The sequence below is a fragment of the Bradyrhizobium sp. 45 genome (assembly GCF_023073155.1).
Taxonomy (GTDB): Bacteria; Pseudomonadota; Alphaproteobacteria; order Rhizobiales; family Xanthobacteraceae; genus Bradyrhizobium; species Bradyrhizobium canariense_D.
On sequence record NZ_JADPIX010000049.1, the window covers coordinates 398,534 to 417,840 of the forward strand.

A 19,307-nucleotide genomic window follows, 5' to 3' on the forward strand; every position below is an offset into this window, starting at 1 on the left:
GCGGCTCGCAACGCCTCATGAGGGCAGGACATGTCGGTGAAGAAAAAGCCCCTCGTCGTGGTGACGCGCAAGCTTCCGGATTCGATCGAGACCCGGATGCGCGAGCTGTTCGACGCGCGGATCAATCTCGACGACACGCCGATGTCGCCCGAGCAGATCGCGGAAGCCGCCCGTACCGCCGACGTGCTGGTCCCAACCGTGACCGACCACATCTCCGCCGACATCGTCAACCAGCCCGACTGCAGGTTGAAACTGATCGCGAATTTCGGCAACGGCGTCGACAACATCGATGTCGAGGCCGCGCATGCCCGCGGCATCACCGTCACCAACACGCCGAAAGTTCTGACCGAAGACACCGCCGACATGACCATGGCGCTGATCCTCGCCGTGCCCAGGCGGATGATCGAAGGCGCCTCGATCCTGACGGAAGGAAAACCCTGGCCGGGCTGGTCGCCGACCTGGATGCTCGGCCATCGCATCGGCGGAAAGCGCCTTGGCATCATCGGCATGGGCCGCATCGGCCAGGCGGTCGCACGCCGCGCCCGCGCCTTCGGCTTGCAGATCCACTACCACAATCGTCGGCCGGTGGCGCCGAAGATCGCCGAAGAGCTGGGCGCGACCTATTGGGAAAGCCTCGACCAGATGCTGGCACGGATGGACATCATCTCGGTGAACTGTCCGCACACGCCGGCGACCTACCATCTGCTGTCGGCGCGCCGGCTGAAGCTTATTCGCAAGGACGCCTACATCGTCAACACCGCGCGCGGCGGGGTCACCGACGAGGACACGCTGATCAAGCTGATCGAAGGCGGCGAGATCGGCGGCGCCGGCCTCGATGTCTATGAGCACGAGCCCGCGGTGAACCCGAAGCTGGTGCGGCTCGCCAAGGCCGGCAAGGTGACGTTGCTGCCGCATATGGGCTCGGCCACGATCGAGGGCCGCGTCGAGATGGGCGAGAAGGTGATCATCAACATCCGAACCTTCCTCGATGCGCACAAGCCGCCGGATCGCGTGCTGCCGAGCATGCTGTGAGGTCTATTTGCTGCGTGTTTCGCGCTTGCGCCAGTCGGCAACGAAATCGATAAAGGCCCGCAGCGCCGGCGGCGTTTGTCGCCGGCTTGGATAGTACAGGAACGGCCCGGGAAACGGCTCGCACCAATCCTGAATCAGACTGACGAGCGCGCCGGACTTCAGGGCTTCGCCGACATAACCATCAAGCGTCGCCCAGATGCCGGCGCCGTCGAGCGCGGCGCGCATGGAAAGGCCCATGTTGGTCGAGATCAGCTTTGCCGGCGGATCGACCTTCACCAGCTGGCCGGCCTTCTCGAACTCCCAATCGTGCATGACACCGCTGGAGTAGCGGGCGCGGATGCAATTATGGTCGAGCAGATCCTTCGGATGCTCCGGCTTGCCGCGGCGCGCGAGGTAATCGGGCGAAGCGACTACGACATAGCTCTGCGGGCCGCTGAGCGAGATCGCGACCATGTCCTGCGCGAGATGCTCGCCATAACGTACGCCGGCATCGAAGCCCGCGCTGACGATATCGACAAACCCGCTCTCGGAAACGATCTCGAGGTCGACCTGCGGATAGGCCTTAAGGAACGGCCCGATCATGGGGGCCAGCACGAGATCGACCGCGGGTGGCGGCGCGTTAATGCGCAGCCGGCCCGAGGCCATCTCGCGCAGGCCCCGGACCTGATCGAGGGCCTCGCCGACATCGCGCAGCGCCGGAGCCACGCGCGACAGCAGCAGCTCGCCCGCCTCGGTCAGGGCGACGCTGCGGGTGGTGCGGTTCATCAGGCGGACGCCGAGGCGCTCCTCCAGGTCCCGCAATCGCTGGCTAAGGCTCGACACCGACACGCGAATATCGATCGCCGCGCGCCGGAAATTGCGGGTGCGGGCGACCGCCATGAAGACGTCGAGATCACGCAGGTCGGGCTCAGCCATTGTTCGTTAATGTGAACAAGCCATTCTCGATTGTCCAGCTTATCGGCGCAATCGATCAAGCGCATATCAGGCCTCGTCACGCGGCGCAGTCAGCGCCTTTTCGAGGAGAGCCATCATGGAACAGCGCAAACTCGGTTCGACCGGTCCCACCGTCTCCGCTCTCGGTCTCGGGTGCATGGGCATGTCCGAGGTCTACGGCCCCGCCGATCGCGGCGAGAGCATCGCCACGATCCACGCCGCACTGGATGCCGGCATTACCCTGGTCGACACCGGCGATTTCTACGCCATGGGCCACAATGAAATGCTGGTGCGCGAAGCGCTCAAGGAGGTGCCGCGCGACAAGGTGCAGATCAGTGTCAAGTTCGGTGCGCTGCGCGGTCCTGCCGGCGAATTCACCGGCATGGACACGAGGCCGGCCGCAACGAGGAACTTCCTAGCCTATTCGCTGCAGCGGCTCGGCACCGACTACATCGACGTCTACCGTCCGGCGCGGCTCGATCCCAACATTCCGATCGAGGAGACCATCGGCGGCATCGCCGATCTCGTGAAGGCCGGCTACATCAAACATATCGGCCTGTCCGAGGTCGGCTCCGCCACCATCCGCCGCGCGCATGCCGTGCACCCGATCGCCGATCTCCAGATCGAATATTCGCTGATCGAGCGTGGCATCGAACGCGACATCCTGACGACCTGCCGCGAGCTCGGCATCGGCATCACGGCTTACGGCGTGTTGGCGCGCGGCCTCATCAGCGGCCATTGGTCGAAGGACTCCGGCAAGACAGGCAAGGACTACCGGCTGATGACGCCGCGCTTCCAGGGATCGAATCTCGATGCCAATCTCGCATTGGTGGAGCAGCTGCGCGCCATCTCCGCTGAGATTGGCGCGACGCCGGCACAGGTCGCGATCGCCTGGGTGGCGGCGCAAGGCAAGCAGATCGTGCCGCTGGTCGGCGCCCGCACCCGCAACCGCCTCACCGAAGCACTCGGCGCGGCCAAGGTCACGCTGACGCCGGCTCATCTCGCCGTGCTGGCAACGGCCTTCCCGCCCGATGTCGCTGCCGGCACGCGTTACGCCGCTGAGCAGATGGCGCATCTCGACAGCGAGAAGCCGGCCACAGCATAACGTCTGCAATCAAGTGCGATGGGCGCTGAGATCGGTGATCACAGGCCCATCGCCATTGAGCGGATTGGCGGGATCGCGCGCGTAACGCAGCGTCTCGAAGCGCATCGCGCGCGCATCGATCATCAGGAGGCGGCCGACGAGGCCGTCGCCAAAGCCGACGATCTCGCGGATCGCCTCCAGCGCCATCATCGAGCCCATCACGCCCGCGAGCGCGCCCATGACGCCGGCTTCCGCGCACGCCGGCACGGTCCCGGGCGGCGGCGCTTCCGGGAATAGGCAGCGATAGGTCGGATTGAATTCGCCCTGCTCGTTTGTCTCATGCGCGCGGATGGTGGTCAGCGAGCCATCGAAGGTGCCGAGCGCCGCCGTGATCAGCGGCCTCTTGGCGAAGAAGCAGGCGTCCGAGGCCAGATAGCGGGTCGAGAAATTGTCGGAGCCGTCGAGCACGAGGTCATAGTCCCCGATCAGCGACAGCGCATTGTCGGCATTGAGCCAGGTGGCGTGACCGACGAAGCGGACATGCGGGTTGAGCGCCGAGATCCGTTCGGCCGCGCTCTCGACCTTGTGCCGGCCGATATCGGGCGTGGTGTGAATGACCTGGCGCTGGAGGTTCGACAGCGACACCACGTCGTCATCGACCACGCCGAGCGTACCGATGCCGGCGGCCGCCAGATACATCAAAGCGGGCGCACCGAGCCCGCCGGCGCCGATCACCAGCACGGAGGCCCGCTTCAGCGCAGCCTGGCCGGGGCCACCGACATCGCGCAGCACGATATGGCGGGCATAACGTTCGAGTTCGTCCGGGCTCAGCATCGTTATCCTTCCAGATCCTCTCCTCATGGTGAGGAGGCGCGAAGCGCCGTCTCGAACCATGCAGGCCCCGCTGCGGCTGCACGGCCTTCATCCTTCGAGACGCCGCTTACGCGGCTCCTCAGGATGAGGAGCTAGACCTCTCCTGCCGGTCTGAACCACCGCAACATTGTTCGCGACCAACGAGATGTGCTTCAATGGCATTGCGTTCAATGGGCGGGCTGGATTTGTCATGAGATCGATGCTTGCGGCAACACTGATGTTTGCGGCTGCGACAGGCGCGAACGCCCAGATGACGACACCGCAGCTTCCCGGCACCAAGCCGAAGCCGGTCCAGACCGTTCCGATCCGGCCTCCTGCATTGCAGACGCCGGCTGCGACGGCCGATGCCATGGCGCAGGCGGAGCGGCTGTCGCTGCAGTCCGACCTCGCCTGGGTCGGCCAGTATAACGGCGCCATCACCGGCGACGTCAGCGCGCGCCTGGTCGAGGCCATCAAGGAGTATCAGAAGGCCAAGGGCGGCAAGGCGACCGGCGTGCTCAATCCGCAGGAACGCGCAGCGCTCGCCGAGACCGCGCGCCGCAAACAGGACAGCGTCGGCTGGAAGATCGTGACGGAAATGACCAGCGGCGCGCGGCTCGGCATTCCCTCAAAGCTGGTGCCGCAGCAGGCGACCGACGCCAACGGCTCGAAATGGACCTCGCCCACTGGCACGGTGCAGGTTCTGCTCAGCCGCCGCAAGGAGGCGAACCCGACCACAGCCAAGCTTGCCGAAGCGGAGAAGAAAGAGCCGGGTCGCAAGGTCGACTACACCGTGGTAAAGCCCGACTTCTTCGTGCTGTCGGGTCTGCAGGGCCTGAAGAAATTCTATTTGCGCGGCACCTCCAGGGGTGACGAGGTCCGCATCATGACGATCCTCTACGATCAGGCGACCGAGAACACGGTCGAGCCGGTCGTGATCGCGATGTCGAGCGCCTTCAACGCGTTTCCGTCGGGGCCACAGGCGGGGCCGCCGCCACGCAAGACCGTCGAATATGGCACCGGCATTGTCGTCAGCGACGATGGCGCGATCCTCACGGACCGCCTCGTCACTGATAGCTGCCTCGCGATCACGATCGCCGGCTATGGCAGCGCCGACCGTCTCGCCGAGGACCGGGAACACGACCTCGCGCTGCTGCATATTTACGGCGCCCGCGGCCTGGAGCCCCTCAACCTCGCGGCCGGCGCAGCGAAGACGAGTGTCGATGTCATCGGTATCGCGGATCCGCAGAGCCAGGGCGGAGCCGCGGGTGTGTCGAGCCTCAAGGCTACGCTGGCATCCGTCGGTGGTGGCGATTCCCCACTCTCACCGCCACCGTCTGTCGGCTTCTCCGGCAGCCCCGCCATCGACGGCGACGGCAAGTTCGCCGGCATCGCACTATTGAAGCCGGCGATGGTTGCGGGCCCCGCGACGTCGGTGCCGGCGTCGCAGGCGGTGATGGTCTCCGCGGAGACGGTGCGCGATTTCCTGAAGGCGAACGGTGTCGCGGCGAACGGAACGTCCACAGATGCGAAAGCCGCTGTCGTGCGCGTGATCTGCGTGCGCAAGTAGCTCTCGTGTCCCGGGCGCGGTGCGGCATGAAATGCGCGCCGCTGAAGAAGCGCTGCGCTGCGTCCGGGGCATGAGACCTAGCTCAGCCTGAACCTGATCCCGGCCTTCGCAAGACCACCCGAGATCCCGACCGGCGTGCCGTCCGCACGCCAGCAAGCGGCGCCACTCATGGTGCCGTCGTCGTGGAAGGCGATACCATTCATGCCGCCGGCGACTGCCGCGACAGGCTGCACCTTGTGGCCGAGCTCCGCGAGCTTCGCGCGCACGCTCTCCGGCACCCTCTGCTCGACCTCAAGCGCATTGCCTTCGGTCCAGACCCGCGGCGCCTCGACTGCTTCCTGCAAGCTCATACCGTGGTCGATCAGATTGAGCAGCGCCTGCATCGCGCTCGGGAAGATTCGTTTTCCGCCGGGCAAGCCGAGCGCATAGCGCAACTTTCCATCACGGAGTGCCATCATCGGCGACATCGAGGTCGTCACCCGCTTGCCCGGCGCCAGCGACAGGGCGTGGCCTGGACGCGGATCGAACAGGTTCATGTAGTTGTTGGCGATGGCGCCCAGGCCCGGGATCATGATCTTGGCGCCGAACAGATTGTTGATGGTCTGCGTGGTCGCAACCACGTTGCCGAACGCATCCGCCGCCGTCATGTGCGTGGTGTGAGCGCCTTCAAGCTGCGACACGCCGGCGCCCCAGCTCTGCGCCCGTGCCGGATCGATCGCAGCGCGGCGCTCCTCGGCGTAGGCCTTCGAGGTCAGCCGCTCCACGGGGACGCCGACATAATCAGGATCGCCGCTGGCCGCGGCGCGGTCGGCGAATGCGATCTTCAGGACCTCGGCAAGATAGTGGATGGTCTCGGGCGTACCGAAGCCGAGGCCTTGGATGTCGTAGCCTTCCAGGATGTTCAGCATCTGTGCGATATGCACGCCGGAAGCCGCGGGCGGCGGCGGGCCAAAGATAGTCCAGCCGCGGTAATCGGCGCGGATCGGCTGCCGTTCGACGGTCTTGTAGCTGGTGAGATCGTTGCGCCGGATGAAGCCGCCGGCCTTTTCCATATAGTCGACCAGGATATCGCCAAGCGGCCCCTCATAGAGCGCCTTTTCGCCGTGGTCGGCGATATGCCGCAACGTCTCGGCATACTCGGCCTGTACCACGCGCTCGCCGACCTTGAGCGGCTCGCCGTCTGGCAGATAGATCGCCGCGATCGGCTTGTCCTTGCGCATCTCGGCGGCGCTCTCGGTGATGCATTCGTGCAGATAGGGTGTCGTCGCATAGCCGCGCGCGGCGTGCTTGATCGCGGGCTGCATGACGTCGGCAAGGCTCATGGTGCCGAAGCAGCGCAGCGTCTCGCACCAGGCTTTCAGCGAGCCCGGCGTGGCGACCGCCTTTGGTCCGTTGAGATTTTCATTGCCGACGGTGTCGAACACATCATGCGCGGAACCCGGCGTGGGGGTGTAGCTGGTGTCAAGCACCGCCGCGGGCACGGTGCTCTGTCCGTCGATGAAACGGTGGCTGCCGTCGGCGAGCCGGATGTGCGCCATGCCACCGCCGATGATGCCCACCATCATCGGCTCGACCACGGTCAGCGTGAACAGGGTCGCTATCGCGGCGTCGATGGCGTTGCCGCCGGCGGCCAGCATCTCCGCGCCGGCGCTGGAGGCCAGTGGATGGTTGCTGACCACCATGCCGCGGCTCGATACCGCCGGCATCTTCTGGCATTCGAAATTCGTCGCCGTCCGGTCGCGCCAGTTTCCGCCCATGCCGCTTGTCCTTATTATTCACGGCTGCAAGCACAGCACACGGACGAGTACGGGTCCAGTAATGGTACGGATTCGTTGGCATTCCCGATTCCGCCATCATCGTGACTGCTGATTCGGACCTCCGCGATCCCCTTTGGATCGGGCCGGCACGTCCTGAGCGAGAAGAGCTCAGCATCGAGATCGATGCACGTTCGCGTGGCGTTTCCCGAGACCCAAGCACTCCAAAGGATTGATCTTCAATGCACACGATCGCACTGGCCACCCAAAAGGGTGGCAGCGGCAAGAGCACGCTCGCCATCGGCCTCGCGCTGGCAGCCAAGCAGGCCGGCTTCACCGTTCGCCTGATCGAAACCGACCCGCAGGGCACACTGTCGAACTGGCAGCGCCGCCGCACCACCGATGATCTCGTCGTCGAGCCGATCTATCACGCCGCCGATATCGAGCCGCGCCTGAAGATGCTCGCCGACGGCGGTCTCCAGATTGCGATCGTCGATACCGCCGCCGGCCTCAGCGCCGCGACCACCGCCGCGATCCGCCATTCCGACCTCTGCCTGATCCCGGCACGCCCGAGCGTCGCCGACATCGAAGCGACCGTTTCGACGCTGAGCGTCGCGCGCGCCTGGAAGCGGCCTTACAGCTTCGTGCTGAACCAAACCCCGATCCGCGGCCAGCGCATCGACAACGCCGCCAACACGCTCGCCGAGGAAGCAGCGCTTGATCTCGCCGAGGTGCTCGCGCGTCCCCTGATCGTGATGCGCAACGATCACCAGGACTCGCTCGCCAGCGGCCTTGCGGTGAGCGAATTCGCGCCGAACGGCAAGTCGACCGAGGAGATCCGCGGCCTCTGGCATTGGATTGAGACCCGGCTCGAGCTCGACGTCACGACCAATGTCTTGATCGACCAGGTCATCGCGGCCGCGGACGGAATGTTGCACGTCGCCGCCGAGCTGGCCGCCGATGAAACTACGATACTGGCGTCCTGAGCGGGGGTATCGCTCGGATGGCAGCCGGACCTTCACCATCCGGAAGGGCCTTAGCGACGAAGCAATCCGGCCACCAGCCCGGCCGGATTGCTTCGCTTCGCGTTTTTGGGAAACTCTATCTCCGCTGTCATTGCGAGGAGCTTTGCGACGAAGCAATCCAGACTGCTTCGTTGGAAAGCTTCTGGATTGCTTCGCTGCGCTCGCAATGACGGTCGTGGTGGGCTCGTCACCGCCGCTGAACTTACGACCTCTCGGATACGAGCCTGATTTTCACTTCTGACATTTCGGACACCAGAAGGTCGACCGGCCGTTCTGCGTAAAACGCTTGACGATGCCGCCACATCGCGGCGAGGTGCATTTCTCGCCCTCGCGATCGTAGACCTTGAACGAGTGCTGGAAATAGCCGAGCTCGCCCGAGGTCTGGCGATGATCGCGCAAGCTGGAGCCGCCGGCCTTGATGGCGTCGTTCAGCACGGTGTGGATCGCGCCGACCAATCGCTTTGCATGGTCGGTCGGCTCGCCCCCGGCAACGCCCTTGCGTTGTCCGGCCTTGGTCGACAACGTCGCGGCGATCCGGCGCGGCGACAGATGCGAACGATGCAGGGCTTCGCAGACATAGATATTGCCGAGCCCGGCGACCACGCGCTGATCGAGCATCGCGGCTTTCAGGCTCGTGGTCTTGCCGGCGCAGGATCGCGCCAGCATCGCGGCGTCAAATTCGTTGCCAAGCGGCTCGGGCCCGAGCCCGCGCAGCAGCGGCTCCTCGTCGAGCGCGCTGCGCGCGATCACTTTCATGTAACCGAAGCGGCGCGGATCGTTGAAGATGATGTCGGCGCCGGAGGACATCCGAAACAGCACGTGATCGTGCGCGGAGTCCTTGGCTCGCGGATAGTGAAACTCGCCCGGCGCCGCCTCGTTGTCCGGCTTGATGACGCGAAACGAACCCGACATGCCCAGATGCATCAACAGCACGTCGCCGGAGGTGAGATCGGCCATGAGATATTTTGCACGGCGGCCGAGCCCCGTGACGACCTGCCCCTTCAGTCGGGCCACGAAGTCCGGCTGGAAAGGAAAGCGCAAATCAGGCCTGCGGGTCTCCGCGACCAGGATTTTCGCACCCTCCATGACAGGCTGAAGGCCGCGGCGGACGGTCTCGACTTCGGGCAATTCGGGCATGGTCAGGCATTCACCTTATGAGAGCGGTGTGATAGCGCCATTGCGGCGGGCGCGCTATGGTCCGCCTCGTGGAGTAGAGTAATGGATCGGCCGGGCGAAACCACGCATTTTGGCTTCAGGGACGTCCCCCTGGGCGACAAGCAGACGCTGGTGAACGATGTGTTTCACAGCGTGGCGTCGCGCTATGATTTGATGAACGATTTGATGTCCGGTGGCCTGCATCGGGTCTGGAAGGACATCATGATCACCGCGCTCGACCCGCCGCGAGGCGACCGGCGGTTCGCGCTGCTCGACGTTGCCGGCGGCACCGGCGACATCTCGTTCCGCGCCGCCAAGGCCGCAGGCCCCGGCTTCCATGCCACCGTCTGCGACATCAATTCCGGGATGCTGGAGGTAGGCCGCGAGCGCGCCGCAAAGCGGCATCTCAAGACCCAGGTCGATTTCGTCGAGGGCAATGCGGAAGCGCTCTCCTTCGCCGACCGCAGCTTCGACGCATATACGATCGCTTTCGGCATTCGCAACGTGCCTCGGATCGATCTCGCGCTGGCCGAGGCCTATCGCGTGCTCAAGCCAGGCAGCCGCTTCCTCTGTCTGGAATTCTCCACCGTCGAGATGCCCGGACTCGATCGTCTTTATGACCTGTTCTCGTTCAAGGTCATCCCGCCGCTCGGCCGCATGATCACGGGTGACGCCGAGTCCTACCAATATTTGGTCGAGTCGATCCGCAAGTTCCCAAGACCCAACGCCTTCGCCGATATGATCCGTAATGCCGGCTTCGCCCGCGTGAACTGGCAGATATTGTCCGGCGGCATCGTCGCACTGCATTCGGGCTGGCGTTTGTGATCTCTGCCATAACCCATAGTGCGCGCCTGATGCGCGCCGCGTTCGTATTCGCGCGCGAGGGCGTGTTCGGCGCCGTCGATCCCAGCCTGGTGCCGCCGCCCGGACAGCTCGCGCTGAAGCTTGCGCGCATCGTCGAACGGGGCGGCCCTAAGGACGGGCCTCGGCTGTCGCGCGCGCTGACCCGGATGGGCCCGGCCTATCTCAAGCTCGGGCAATTTCTGGCGACGCGCCCCGATGTGGTCGGCGTTGCCATGGCGCGCGATCTGGAAAGCCTGCAGGATCGCCTGCCGCCGTTTTCGCAAGTCGAAGCGGAAGCCGTGATCGCGACGTCGCTGGAGCGTCCGCTGACGGACGTATTCGCGAGCCTCAGTGCGCCGGTCGCAGCGGCCTCGATCGCACAGGTGCATCGCGGCGAAGTCTTGCGCGATGGCATCCGCAAGGCGGTCGCCGTGAAAGTGCTGCGCCCCAACGTGGCCGCACGCTTCCGCCGCGACCTCTCCGACTTCTTCTTCGTCGCATACAAGGCCGAGTCCTATTCGTCCGAGGCGCGGCGCCTGCGTCTCATCGAGGTCATCAACACCATGTCGCGCTCGGTCGCGATGGAGATGGACCTGCGCCTCGAGGCCGCGGCGCTGTCGGAGATGGCGGAGAACACGCGCGACGATCCTGATTTCCGCGTACCGACCGTGGACTGGGACCGCACCACGCACAACGTGCTGACGATGGAGTGGATCGACGGCATCGCGCTGAACGATCACAAGCGCCTGGCCGAGTCGCAGGTCGACCTGCCCGATCTCGGCCGCAAGGTGATTCAGAGTTTCCTGCGCCACGCGCTGCGCGACGGCTTCTTCCACGCCGACATGCATCCGGGCAATCTGTTCCTGGATGACGCCGGTCGCCTCGTCGCGGTTGATTTCGGCATCATGGGCCGGCTCGGCATGAAGGAGCGGCGCTTCCTTGCCGAAATCCTGCTCGGCTTCATCACCCGCGACTATCGTCGTGTCGCGGAAGTGCATTTCGAGGCAGGCTACGTCCCGGCGCATCACTCGGTCGAGAACTTCGCGCAAGCGATCCGCGCCATCGGCGAGCCCATTCATAACCGCACGGCGGAAGAGATCTCGATGGCGCGGCTGCTGACGCTGCTGCTCGAGGTCACCGGCCTGTTCGACATGACCACGCGGCCCGAGCTGATCCTGCTCCAGAAAACAATGGTGGTGGTCGAGGGCGTGGCACGCGGCTTCGATCCCAAGCTCGACATCTGGAAGGTCGCCGACCCCGTGGTGCGGGAATGGATCGAGCGCAATCTCGGTCCGATCGGCCGGGTCCAGGGCGCGATCTCCGGCACCGGCGATCTCGCGCGCATCCTGATGCGCCTGCCTGATATCGCCGCGCGCTCGGTTACGGTGCTCGAACAGCTGGAGACCATGACCCGGGAGGGCATCCGGCTGTCGCCGGAGAGCATCGCGGCGATGGGCCGCAGCGAAGGCCGCAAGAACCGTTGGCGCACCGTGGCGCTCTGGATCATCGCCGCGACCTTCATCGGCATCCTGATCGCCGTCCGGAATCTTTGATTGCAGTGCAATCATGCGAATGATAGCATCGCCATCATTTGTGCTGGAGGGGTGTCATGGCGAGCCTGACCATTCGCAAGCTCGATGAAGGCATCAAAACTTACCTTAGGCTGCGCTCGGCCAGGAACCGCAGGTCGGTCGAGGAAGAGGTCCGGGTCATCCTCGGCGAGCTGATCGAGGGCCGCGAGGAGCCCCTGACGCCGTTCACGGCGCCGCCCGCGGCTTCCGCCACCCCCACGCCCCAGCGCAGCGGCGCCCTCCCCGAGGCCAACGTCACCCTGATCATCGGCGGCGGGATCGCGGCCTACAAATCGCTCGACCTGATCCGCAGGCTCAAGGAGCGGCGGATCGAGGTCCGCTGCGTGCTGACCAAGGCGGCGCAACAATTCGTCACGGCATTGGCCGTGAGCGCGCTCTCGCATGAGCGCGTCCACACCGACCTGTTCGATCCCGAGAGCGAGTTCGACGCCGGTCATATCCGGCTGGCGCGCGAGTGCGACCTGATCGTGGTGGCGCCTGCGACCGCGGATTTGATGGCCAAGATGGCCAACGGCCATGCCGACGATCTCGCCAGCGCCATCCTGCTTGCGACCAACCGCAAGGTCCTGCTCGCGCCGGCGATGAACCCGCTGATGTGGAACAACGCGGCGACGCGGCGCAACGTCGCGCAACTTCAACGCGACGGCGTGATGCTGATCGGGCCGAATTCCGGCGAGATGGCGGAAGCCGGTGAAGCCGGCATCGGTCGCATGTCCGAGGCGATCGAAATTGCGGCTGCCACCGAGCGACTGCTGCGGCCGCCGTTGCCGCGCCCCCTCGCCGGCAAGCGCGTGCTGATCACGGCTGGTCCGACCCACGAGCCGATCGATCCGGTGCGCTACATCGCCAACCGATCCTCCGGTAAGCAGGGCTTTGCGATCGCCGCCGCGGCACAGGCCGCGGGCGCCGAGGTAATCCTGGTCAGCGGCCCGGTCGATCTCAGCGATCCCCAGGGCGTGACAGTCAAGCATGTGGAATCGGCACGGCAGATGCTGGAGCAGGTGCAGGCCGCGCTCCCCGCTGACATCGCGATCTTCGCCGCCGCCGTCGCCGACTGGCGGGTCGCCAATGAAGGCGAGCAGAAGCTGAAGAAGACTTCGGCCGGCATGCCGCCGCTCCAGCTGGTCGAAAACCCCGACATCCTCGCGACGATCTCCAAGCTGACCGACCAGCGGCCGCCACTGGTGATCGGCTTTGCCGCCGAGACCGAGCACCTCATCGACAACGCCAAGTCGAAGCTTGCCCGCAAGGGCTGCGACTGGATTGTCGCCAACGACGTCTCCCCCGCAACCGGGGTGATGGGCGGAGACCGCAACACCGTGCACCTCATCAGCAAGAGCGGTGAGAAGAACGATGAGAAGGATGGCGACATTGCAGTTGATTCCTGGCCGGCGATGACCAAGGAACAGGTCGCCATTCGATTGGTCGCGCATATCGCAAAGAGCGTGACCGGCAAATCCCGGGAGCCCGCATCTTGAGCACCAAAGTCACCGTCGAACTGCAACGCCTGCCCCATGCGGAGGGGCTGCCGCTGCCGGCCTATCAGACCAATGATGCCGCCGGTCTCGACCTGATGGCGGCGGTGCCCGAGAACGAGCCGCTGACGCTCGCGTCCGGCCAATACGCGCTGGTGCCGACGGGACTCGCGATCGCGTTGCCGCCCGGCTACGAGGCGCAGGTGCGGCCGCGCTCCGGGCTTGCGGCCAAGCACGGCGTCACCGTGCTGAACTCACCGGGCACGATCGACGCGGACTATCGCGGCGAGATCAAGGTGATCCTGATCAACCACGGCCAGACCGCCTTCGTGGTCAAGCGCGGCGAGCGCATCGCGCAGATGGTGATTGCGCCAATGGTGCAGGCCGCGCTGGTTCCCGTGTCGACATTGTCCGCGACCGATCGCGGGACCAGCGGATTCGGCTCGACCGGCCGCTAACACACCGAATCACCCGAGGAATTACGCGAATTGGAACACCGCCTTCGGCATTTTTTTGGGACCGCCGTTGCGTTCACGATCTGGACTCTTACCGGTGGAGTCACGGTGAGGGTATTGTCGTTTGATTCGCGCGCGACGGGGGTCGCCGCGCGCAAATTCGTGCGATCTTGGGGCAACTATGTCAGGCGTGATCGTGTCGATGCGTCGGACGCTGCTGTCGTGCACATCGCTGGTGCGCAACGGCTTGTTGGGAAGCGCTCTCGCGGCGCTGCTGCCGGCTGCGCCGGCTGAGGCCGCCGACCTCGTCGACACACTCTCAACGTTGCTGGATTTCAACCGGCAGGAGCTCGCGGTGCTGGCCACCGCGCTGGCCTTGCTCGGCTTCTCGGTGGTCGCCGCGATCCTCCTGATGCGCACGCGCGTGCGCACGGCGAAGAACGAGGCGCGGCTGCGCGCCCGGATCGGGGAACTCCAGCTCCAGGCCGACCGCTTCGGCGCATTGCTGTTCGCCGAGCCGCAGATCCTGATCTCTTGGCCGGCCGGCGACAATCGCGCGCAGATCTCCGGTGACATCTCCATGGTGCTGCCGCGCGACTCCTCTCCGCAGCGCGTGCTCGCGTTTGGAACCTGGTTGCCGCCGGAACCGGCGCTGCAGATGGATCACGCCGTCGATGCGCTGCGCGACCGCGGCGACGGGTTCCAGCTGACGCTCACCACCGCGCATGGCCACACGCTGGAGGCCATCGGCCGCGCCATCGGTGGCCAAGCCATCGTCAGGATTCGCGAACTCTCGGGGCTCCGCCGCGATCTGGCCGAGACCAATCTGCGTTACAAGGCACTTTCCGACGAGACGGAGATGTTGCGCGGCTTCGCGACCGCCGCCCCCTGGCCGATCTGGGCCAAGGGCGAGAACGGCGCGCTGGCTTATGCCAATCCCGCCTATGTCCGTGCGACCGAGGCGGCGAGCATCACCGACGCCCAGGAGCGCAAGCTCGAGCTGCTCGACAGCGCCGACCGCACCGCGATGGAGCGGGGACTGAAGGAAGCGGCCAATTTCACCTCGCGGCTGCCGATCGTGATCGGCGGCGAGCGGCGCATCTATGATGTGCGCGCCGTCAATGTCGGTGGCGGCAATGTCGGCGTTGCCATCGATGCCAGCGAGGCGGATGCCTTGAGCTCGGCGCTGGTGCGGATGGCGGAGGCGCATCGCCGTACGCTGGACCAGCTCTCCTCGGGCGTTGCCGTGTTCGATGGCCAGCGCCGGCTTGCCTTCTACAATGATTCCTACCGCCAGCTGTGGGACCTCGACCGCACCTTTCTCGACGCCAACCCCGATGATTCCAGCGTGCTCGACAAGCTTCGCGCCGCGCGCAAATTGCCGGAGCAGCCGGACTTCCGCGCCTGGAAGGCCAAGCTGCACGAGGCTTATCGGGCGGTCGAGGCCGCCAAGGACACCTGGTATCTGCCCGATGGGCGCGCGCTCTCCGTCGTCACCACGCCGAATCCCGAGGGCGGCGTCACCTATCTGTTCGACGACGTCACCGAGAGCCTGGAGCTCGCCCGCCGCTTCGACGGCATGATCCGGGTCCAGCGTGAGACGCTGGATAGCCTCGCCGAGGGCGTTGCGGTGTTCGGCAGCAATGGCAGGGCGCAGCTGTTCAACCCGGCGTTCGTCCGGATGTGGAAGCTGTCCGCTGACGCCATGCGCGACGAGCCGCACATCCAGACGGTCGAGGGCTGGTGCCATCAGCTGTTCGACGACGCGATCGTTTGGCGGCAGATCCGCGAGGCCGTCACCTCGATCGAGAGCCGCGCCGACATTCCGCTGAAGCTTGAGCGCAAGGACGGCAGCGTGCTCGACGGCATGATCCGGCCGCTGCACGACGGCGCCACGATGCTGACGTTCCAGGACATCACCGACACCGAGAACGTCGAGCGCGCTCTGCGCGAGCGCAACGAGGCGCTGGAGGCGGCCGACCAGATGAAGGTGGATTTCGTCCACCACGTCTCCTACGAGCTGCGCTCGCCGCTCACCACCATCATCGGCTTTGCGCATTTCCTCAGCGATCCCTCGACCGGGCCGCTGACCCCGAAACAGGCCGAATATCTCGACTACGTCACCAAATCGACCAATGCGCTGCTGGCGCTGACCAACAACATCCTGGATCTCGCCACCATCGACGCCGGTGCCATGAAGCTGGAACTCGGCCCGGTCGACGTCAGCAAGACCATCGAGCTCGCCGCCGAGGGTCTTCAGGACCGGCTCGCCACCGACCGCATCCGCCTCAAGGTCGAGATCGCGCCCGATGTCGGCAGCTTCACCGGCGACGAGAAGCGCGTGGTGCAGGTGCTCTATAATCTCCTCGCCAACGCCGTCGGGTTTTCTCCACCGGATTCCACCGTCGGCATCAGCGCCCGCCGCACCGAACGCAGTGTGGTCTTCACTGTGACAGATTCCGGGCCTGGAATACCTGCCGACATGAAGGACAAGGTGTTCAACTGGTTCGAGAGCCGCTCGCAAGGCTCGCGTCATCGCGGCGCCGGGCTCGGCCTGTCGCTGGTGCGCTCCTTCGTCGAGTTGCATGGCGGCAATATCCGGGTGGATTCGATCGTGGGCAGGGGCACGGTCGTGATCTGTGACTTCCCGACCGACCAGGCGGCGCATCGCGACGCCGCCGAATGACTGCGCCAACCACATTCGCCGTCGCGCTCCGCAACGAGACAGCCACTGCGCAACTAGTGGCCGACCTCGCGCTGCTGGTCGGCCCCGGCGATGTCATCACGCTCACCGGCGATCTCGGGGCCGGCAAGACCGCGGCGGCGCGGGCCATGATCCGCTACCTCGCCGGCGACGATGCACTGGAAGTGCCGAGCCCGACCTTCACGCTGGTGCAGGGCTACGAGCTGCCACCGTTCCCGGTGATGCATGCCGACCTCTACCGCGTCGAGGACGAGAGCGAGCTCGAAGAGATCGGGCTGTCGCCGCTGCCGGAAGCAACCCTCGTCCTGATCGAATGGCCGGAGCGCGCGCCGTCGGCGATGCCTCAAGACCGCATCGACATCGCGCTGACGCACCGGCCGGCGCTGGGCTCGAATGCACGCGCCGCCGACATCACCGGCCATGGCAAGGCTGCCGCCATCGTCGCGCGGCTGCAGGCGCTGCGCGAATTCCTCGATGCATCCGGCTACATGGAGGCAACGCGCAAACGCATGGCGGGCGACGCCTCGACGCGCTCCTATGCGCGGCTGCAGCGCGACGACGAGATCGTCATCCTCATGAATTCGCCGCAGCGCCCCGATGGTGCTGCGATGTACAACGGAAAATCCTACAGCGCCGCGGTGCATCTCGCCGAAAACATCAAACCCTTCGTCGCCATCGACGAGGGCCTGCGCGCGCAGGGAATCTCGGCGCCCGCGATCCATCATTCCGACCTCGACCACGGGTTCCTGATCAGCGAAGACTTCGGCACCGAAGGCGTGATCGAGGGCGATCCGCCGCGCCCGATCGCCGAACGCTACGAAGCCGCGGCCGATCTGCTGGCCGTGCTGCACGGCAAGACGCTGCCGCAAACGCTGCCGCTCGGGCGGCAGACCTACGCCATTCCCGTCTTCGATATCGAGGCGCTGCTGATCGAAATCGGCTTGATGCCGGAATGGTACCTGCCTGATCGCAACGCGCCGCTGGACGACGCGAAGCGCGCCGAATTTTTCGCCATGTGGCGCGAGTTGCTGCAGAAGGCGCAGGCCGCGCCGAAGACCTGGATCATCCGCGATTATCACTCGCCGAATCTGATCTGGCTCAGCAATCGCACCGGCATCGAACGCGTCGGCGTGATCGATTTCCAGGACACCGTGCTGGGGCCGCAATCCTACGACGTGGTGTCGCTGCTCCAGGACGCCCGCATCGACGTGCCCGAGGCGATCGAGCTGACGCTGCTGTCGCGCTACATCAAGGCGCGCCGCGCCAGCGAGGCGAGCTTCGATGCGGCCGGCTTCGCCGAGCTCTACGCCATCATGTCGGCGCAGCGGAACACGCGTCTGCTCGGCACCTTTGCCCGCCTCAACCGCCGCGACGGCAAGCCGCATTATCTGCGTCACCAGCCGCGGATCTGGACCTATCTCCAGCGCTCCCTGGCGCATCCCACGCTCGCCCATCTGCGCGACTGGTATCTCGCCAACGTCCCGCCGCCCCAAAGGCAGGCCCAAGGCCCGGCCCAAGGCTGAGGCCCAAGGCGGAAAAGGCTAGTAGGGGCTGAAAAGGCTGATTCAGGGCTCGATTTACCGGCTGTTAGCCAAGACGCCGGTAACCTGGCGGCGGAGCAGCCGGATGATTACGGGGCTGGAGCAGGGCAGATGGCGGTGAAGACGGACCAGCGCGGCAACAGCCGGGTTGTTTTCGAGCGCGGGATCGCGGCCCAGATGATGGGTATCGACGGCACCTGGCGGCGCGATTGCACCATGGAGGACGTCTCCGACAGCGGCGCCAAATTGACCATCGACGGCTCAGTCGAAGGCCTGCATCTGAAGGAGTTTTTTCTGCTGCTGTCGTCCACCGGACTTGCGTACCGACGCTGCGAGCTCGCCTGGGTGAATGGTGACCAGATCGGCGTCAACTTTCTCAAGCTCGGTGACAAGAAGAAAAAGGCGCGGTCAACGTCCATCGGGGCGTAACGGCAACACCTGTCGTACAAGCGTCACGGCAGGTGGTTAAGGCGGTTAAGACGCGGTGCGGTCGGTCGAACCTCATGTTAGGATTGCTGCGAACGCGAGATCAGTAGGTCTGAGAAAGCGAAGGATGCCCGTCAAACCGACCAAAGCCATGGTGCTCGCCGCAGGGTTCGGCCTGCGCATGCGTCCGTTGACGGACAAGATGCCGAAACCGATGGTTCCGGTGGCCGGCCAGCCGCTGCTCGACCATGTGCTCGACAAGCTCGGTCGGGCCGGCGTGAGCGAGGCGGTGGTCAACGTGCATTACCTGCCGGACCAGATCATCGATCACACCGCATCCCGCCAGCATCCGCGCGTGACCATCTCGGACGAGCGCGACCAGGTGCTCGGCACCGGCGGCGGCGTGGTCAAGGCACTGCCGCTGCTCGGGGACGCACCGTTCTTTCACGTCAATTCCGACACGCTGTGGATCGACGGCGTACGCTCCAACCTGACGCGGCTCGCCGAAAACTTTGATCCCGCGCGGATGGACATTTTGCTGCTGATGGCGCCGACGGCGACCAGCATCGGCTATAGCGGCCGCGGCGATTACGGCATGCTGGCCGACGGTGCCCTGCGCAAGCGCAAGGAAAAAGAGGTCGTTCCGTTCGTCTATGCCGGCGCTGCGATTTTGTCGCCGTCGATCTTCGCCGATGCCCCCGCGGGCGAGTTCTCGCTGACCAAGATGTTCGATCGTGCCAACGAGCAGGAGCGGCTGTTCGGCCTTCGCCTCGACGGCGTCTGGATGCATGTCGGCACGCCTGATGCCGTGCACGCGGCGGAAGAGGCGTTTCTGGAGAGCGTGGCGTAGGGCTGCGCCATTGTCC

At 65.4% G+C, this 19,307-nt stretch carries 16 protein-coding genes; 12 read left to right on the plus strand and 4 right to left on the minus strand.

Annotated features, from left to right (window positions below; all coding sequences use genetic code 11):
- Positions 1-30 precede the first annotated feature (30 nt).
- A complete protein-coding gene (locus IVB42_RS08285) occupies positions 31-1,032 on the plus strand; it encodes a D-glycerate dehydrogenase (RefSeq protein WP_018455785.1) in 1,002 nt (333 codons plus the stop codon).
- 3 nt (positions 1,033-1,035) lie between these two features.
- Here IVB42_RS08285 and IVB42_RS08290 read toward each other — a convergent pair whose 3' ends face one another.
- Entirely contained in the window at positions 1,036-1,947 is a 912-nt protein-coding gene (locus IVB42_RS08290) for a LysR family transcriptional regulator (RefSeq protein ID WP_247295885.1), read from the minus strand.
- A gap of 115 nt (positions 1,948-2,062) precedes the next feature.
- On the opposite strand from IVB42_RS08290, the gene IVB42_RS08295 reads away from it, so the two are divergent.
- Complete coding sequence (locus tag IVB42_RS08295; protein WP_018455783.1) at positions 2,063-3,070, plus strand: aldo/keto reductase; 1,008 nt, start codon at positions 2,063-2,065, stop codon at positions 3,068-3,070.
- A 9-nt stretch (positions 3,071-3,079) separates the two neighbouring features.
- Here IVB42_RS08295 and moeB read toward each other — a convergent pair whose 3' ends face one another.
- Entirely contained in the window at positions 3,080-3,883 is an 804-nt protein-coding gene (gene moeB / locus IVB42_RS08300; protein WP_018455782.1) for a molybdopterin-synthase adenylyltransferase MoeB, read from the minus strand.
- 229 nt (positions 3,884-4,112) lie between these two features.
- On the opposite strand from moeB, the gene IVB42_RS08305 reads away from it, so the two are divergent.
- Positions 4,113-5,471 (plus strand): serine protease, encoded by a 1,359-nt coding sequence (locus IVB42_RS08305; RefSeq protein WP_026233023.1) that lies wholly within the window; start codon positions 4,113-4,115, stop codon positions 5,469-5,471.
- 77 nt (positions 5,472-5,548) lie between these two features.
- Here IVB42_RS08305 and ggt read toward each other — a convergent pair whose 3' ends face one another.
- Complete coding sequence (ggt, locus tag IVB42_RS08310; RefSeq protein WP_247370542.1) at positions 5,549-7,228, minus strand: gamma-glutamyltransferase; 1,680 nt, start codon at positions 7,226-7,228, stop codon at positions 5,549-5,551.
- 239 nt (positions 7,229-7,467) lie between these two features.
- Here ggt and IVB42_RS08315 point away from each other — a divergent pair, with 239 nt between their 5' ends.
- On the plus strand, positions 7,468-8,211 hold the full coding sequence (locus tag IVB42_RS08315) for a ParA family protein (RefSeq protein WP_085362015.1): 744 nt from the start codon (positions 7,468-7,470) through the stop codon (positions 8,209-8,211).
- Between the two features lie 270 nt (positions 8,212-8,481).
- Here the strand turns inward: IVB42_RS08315 and mutM are convergent, their stop codons facing one another.
- On the minus strand, positions 8,482-9,387 hold the full coding sequence (mutM, locus tag IVB42_RS08320; protein ID WP_247398873.1) for a bifunctional DNA-formamidopyrimidine glycosylase/DNA-(apurinic or apyrimidinic site) lyase: 906 nt from the start codon (positions 9,385-9,387) through the stop codon (positions 8,482-8,484).
- A gap of 81 nt (positions 9,388-9,468) precedes the next feature.
- Here mutM and ubiE point away from each other — a divergent pair, with 81 nt between their 5' ends.
- The 8 genes from ubiE (at position 9,469) to IVB42_RS08360 (ending at position 19,291) form a co-directional block, all read left to right on the plus strand.
- Positions 9,469-10,230 (plus strand): bifunctional demethylmenaquinone methyltransferase/2-methoxy-6-polyprenyl-1,4-benzoquinol methylase UbiE, encoded by a 762-nt coding sequence (ubiE, locus tag IVB42_RS08325; protein WP_247295877.1) that lies wholly within the window; start codon positions 9,469-9,471, stop codon positions 10,228-10,230.
- Complete coding sequence (gene ubiB / locus IVB42_RS08330; RefSeq protein ID WP_026233022.1) at positions 10,227-11,801, plus strand: 2-polyprenylphenol 6-hydroxylase; 1,575 nt, start codon at positions 10,227-10,229, stop codon at positions 11,799-11,801. Before ubiE ends, ubiB begins: the two co-directional genes overlap by 4 nt.
- A 56-nt stretch (positions 11,802-11,857) precedes the next feature.
- Positions 11,858-13,318 (plus strand): bifunctional phosphopantothenoylcysteine decarboxylase/phosphopantothenate--cysteine ligase CoaBC, encoded by a 1,461-nt coding sequence (gene coaBC, locus IVB42_RS08335; RefSeq protein ID WP_018455775.1) that lies wholly within the window; start codon positions 11,858-11,860, stop codon positions 13,316-13,318.
- The gene (gene dut / locus IVB42_RS08340) at positions 13,315-13,773 is read left to right on the plus strand and encodes a dUTP diphosphatase (protein ID WP_018455774.1); all 459 of its coding nucleotides are present in this window, start codon (positions 13,315-13,317) and stop codon (positions 13,771-13,773) included. Before coaBC ends, dut begins: the two co-directional genes overlap by 4 nt.
- A 178-nt stretch (positions 13,774-13,951) precedes the next feature.
- Positions 13,952-16,456 carry a PAS domain-containing sensor histidine kinase gene (locus tag IVB42_RS08345; RefSeq protein WP_018455773.1) on the plus strand — a complete coding sequence of 835 codons (2,505 nt, stop codon included), beginning with the start codon at positions 13,952-13,954 and terminating at the stop codon, positions 16,454-16,456.
- The gene (locus IVB42_RS08350; protein WP_018455772.1) at positions 16,453-17,997 is read left to right on the plus strand and encodes a bifunctional tRNA (adenosine(37)-N6)-threonylcarbamoyltransferase complex ATPase subunit type 1 TsaE/phosphotransferase; all 1,545 of its coding nucleotides are present in this window, start codon (positions 16,453-16,455) and stop codon (positions 17,995-17,997) included. The genes IVB42_RS08345 and IVB42_RS08350 overlap by 4 nt, the downstream gene beginning before the upstream one ends.
- 129 nt (positions 17,998-18,126) lie before the next feature.
- The gene (locus IVB42_RS08355; RefSeq protein ID WP_018455771.1) at positions 18,127-18,444 is read left to right on the plus strand and encodes a PilZ domain-containing protein; all 318 of its coding nucleotides are present in this window, start codon (positions 18,127-18,129) and stop codon (positions 18,442-18,444) included.
- 124 nt (positions 18,445-18,568) lie between these two features.
- The gene (locus IVB42_RS08360; RefSeq protein WP_018455770.1) at positions 18,569-19,291 is read left to right on the plus strand and encodes a nucleotidyltransferase family protein; all 723 of its coding nucleotides are present in this window, start codon (positions 18,569-18,571) and stop codon (positions 19,289-19,291) included.
- The last annotated feature ends 16 nt before the right edge of the window (positions 19,292-19,307 follow it).

What these genes read in the sequence shown, in the direction of transcription:
- mutM (WP_247398873.1), bottom strand. Translation starts at nt 9,387, where the DNA reads ATGCCCGAATTGCCCGAAGTCGAGACCGTCCGCCGCGGCCTTCAGCCT.
- ggt (WP_247370542.1), bottom strand. Translation starts at nt 7,228, where the DNA reads ATGGGCGGAAACTGGCGCGACCGGACGGCGACGAATTTCGAATGCCAG.
- IVB42_RS08355 (WP_018455771.1), top strand. Translation starts at nt 18,127, where the DNA reads ATGGCGGTGAAGACGGACCAGCGCGGCAACAGCCGGGTTGTTTTCGAG.
- IVB42_RS08360 (WP_018455770.1), top strand. Translation starts at nt 18,569, where the DNA reads ATGCCCGTCAAACCGACCAAAGCCATGGTGCTCGCCGCAGGGTTCGGC.
- IVB42_RS08305 (WP_026233023.1), top strand. Translation starts at nt 4,113, where the DNA reads ATGAGATCGATGCTTGCGGCAACACTGATGTTTGCGGCTGCGACAGGC.
- IVB42_RS08290 (WP_247295885.1), bottom strand. Translation starts at nt 1,947, where the DNA reads ATGGCTGAGCCCGACCTGCGTGATCTCGACGTCTTCATGGCGGTCGCC.
- IVB42_RS08350 (WP_018455772.1), top strand. Translation starts at nt 16,453, where the DNA reads ATGACTGCGCCAACCACATTCGCCGTCGCGCTCCGCAACGAGACAGCC.
- IVB42_RS08315 (WP_085362015.1), top strand. Translation starts at nt 7,468, where the DNA reads ATGCACACGATCGCACTGGCCACCCAAAAGGGTGGCAGCGGCAAGAGC.
- ubiE (WP_247295877.1), top strand. Translation starts at nt 9,469, where the DNA reads ATGGATCGGCCGGGCGAAACCACGCATTTTGGCTTCAGGGACGTCCCC.
- IVB42_RS08345 (WP_018455773.1), top strand. Translation starts at nt 13,952, where the DNA reads ATGTCAGGCGTGATCGTGTCGATGCGTCGGACGCTGCTGTCGTGCACA.
- moeB (WP_018455782.1), bottom strand. Translation starts at nt 3,883, where the DNA reads ATGCTGAGCCCGGACGAACTCGAACGTTATGCCCGCCATATCGTGCTG.
- IVB42_RS08295 (WP_018455783.1), top strand. Translation starts at nt 2,063, where the DNA reads ATGGAACAGCGCAAACTCGGTTCGACCGGTCCCACCGTCTCCGCTCTC.
- IVB42_RS08285 (WP_018455785.1), top strand. Translation starts at nt 31, where the DNA reads ATGTCGGTGAAGAAAAAGCCCCTCGTCGTGGTGACGCGCAAGCTTCCG.
- coaBC (WP_018455775.1), top strand. Translation starts at nt 11,858, where the DNA reads ATGGCGAGCCTGACCATTCGCAAGCTCGATGAAGGCATCAAAACTTAC.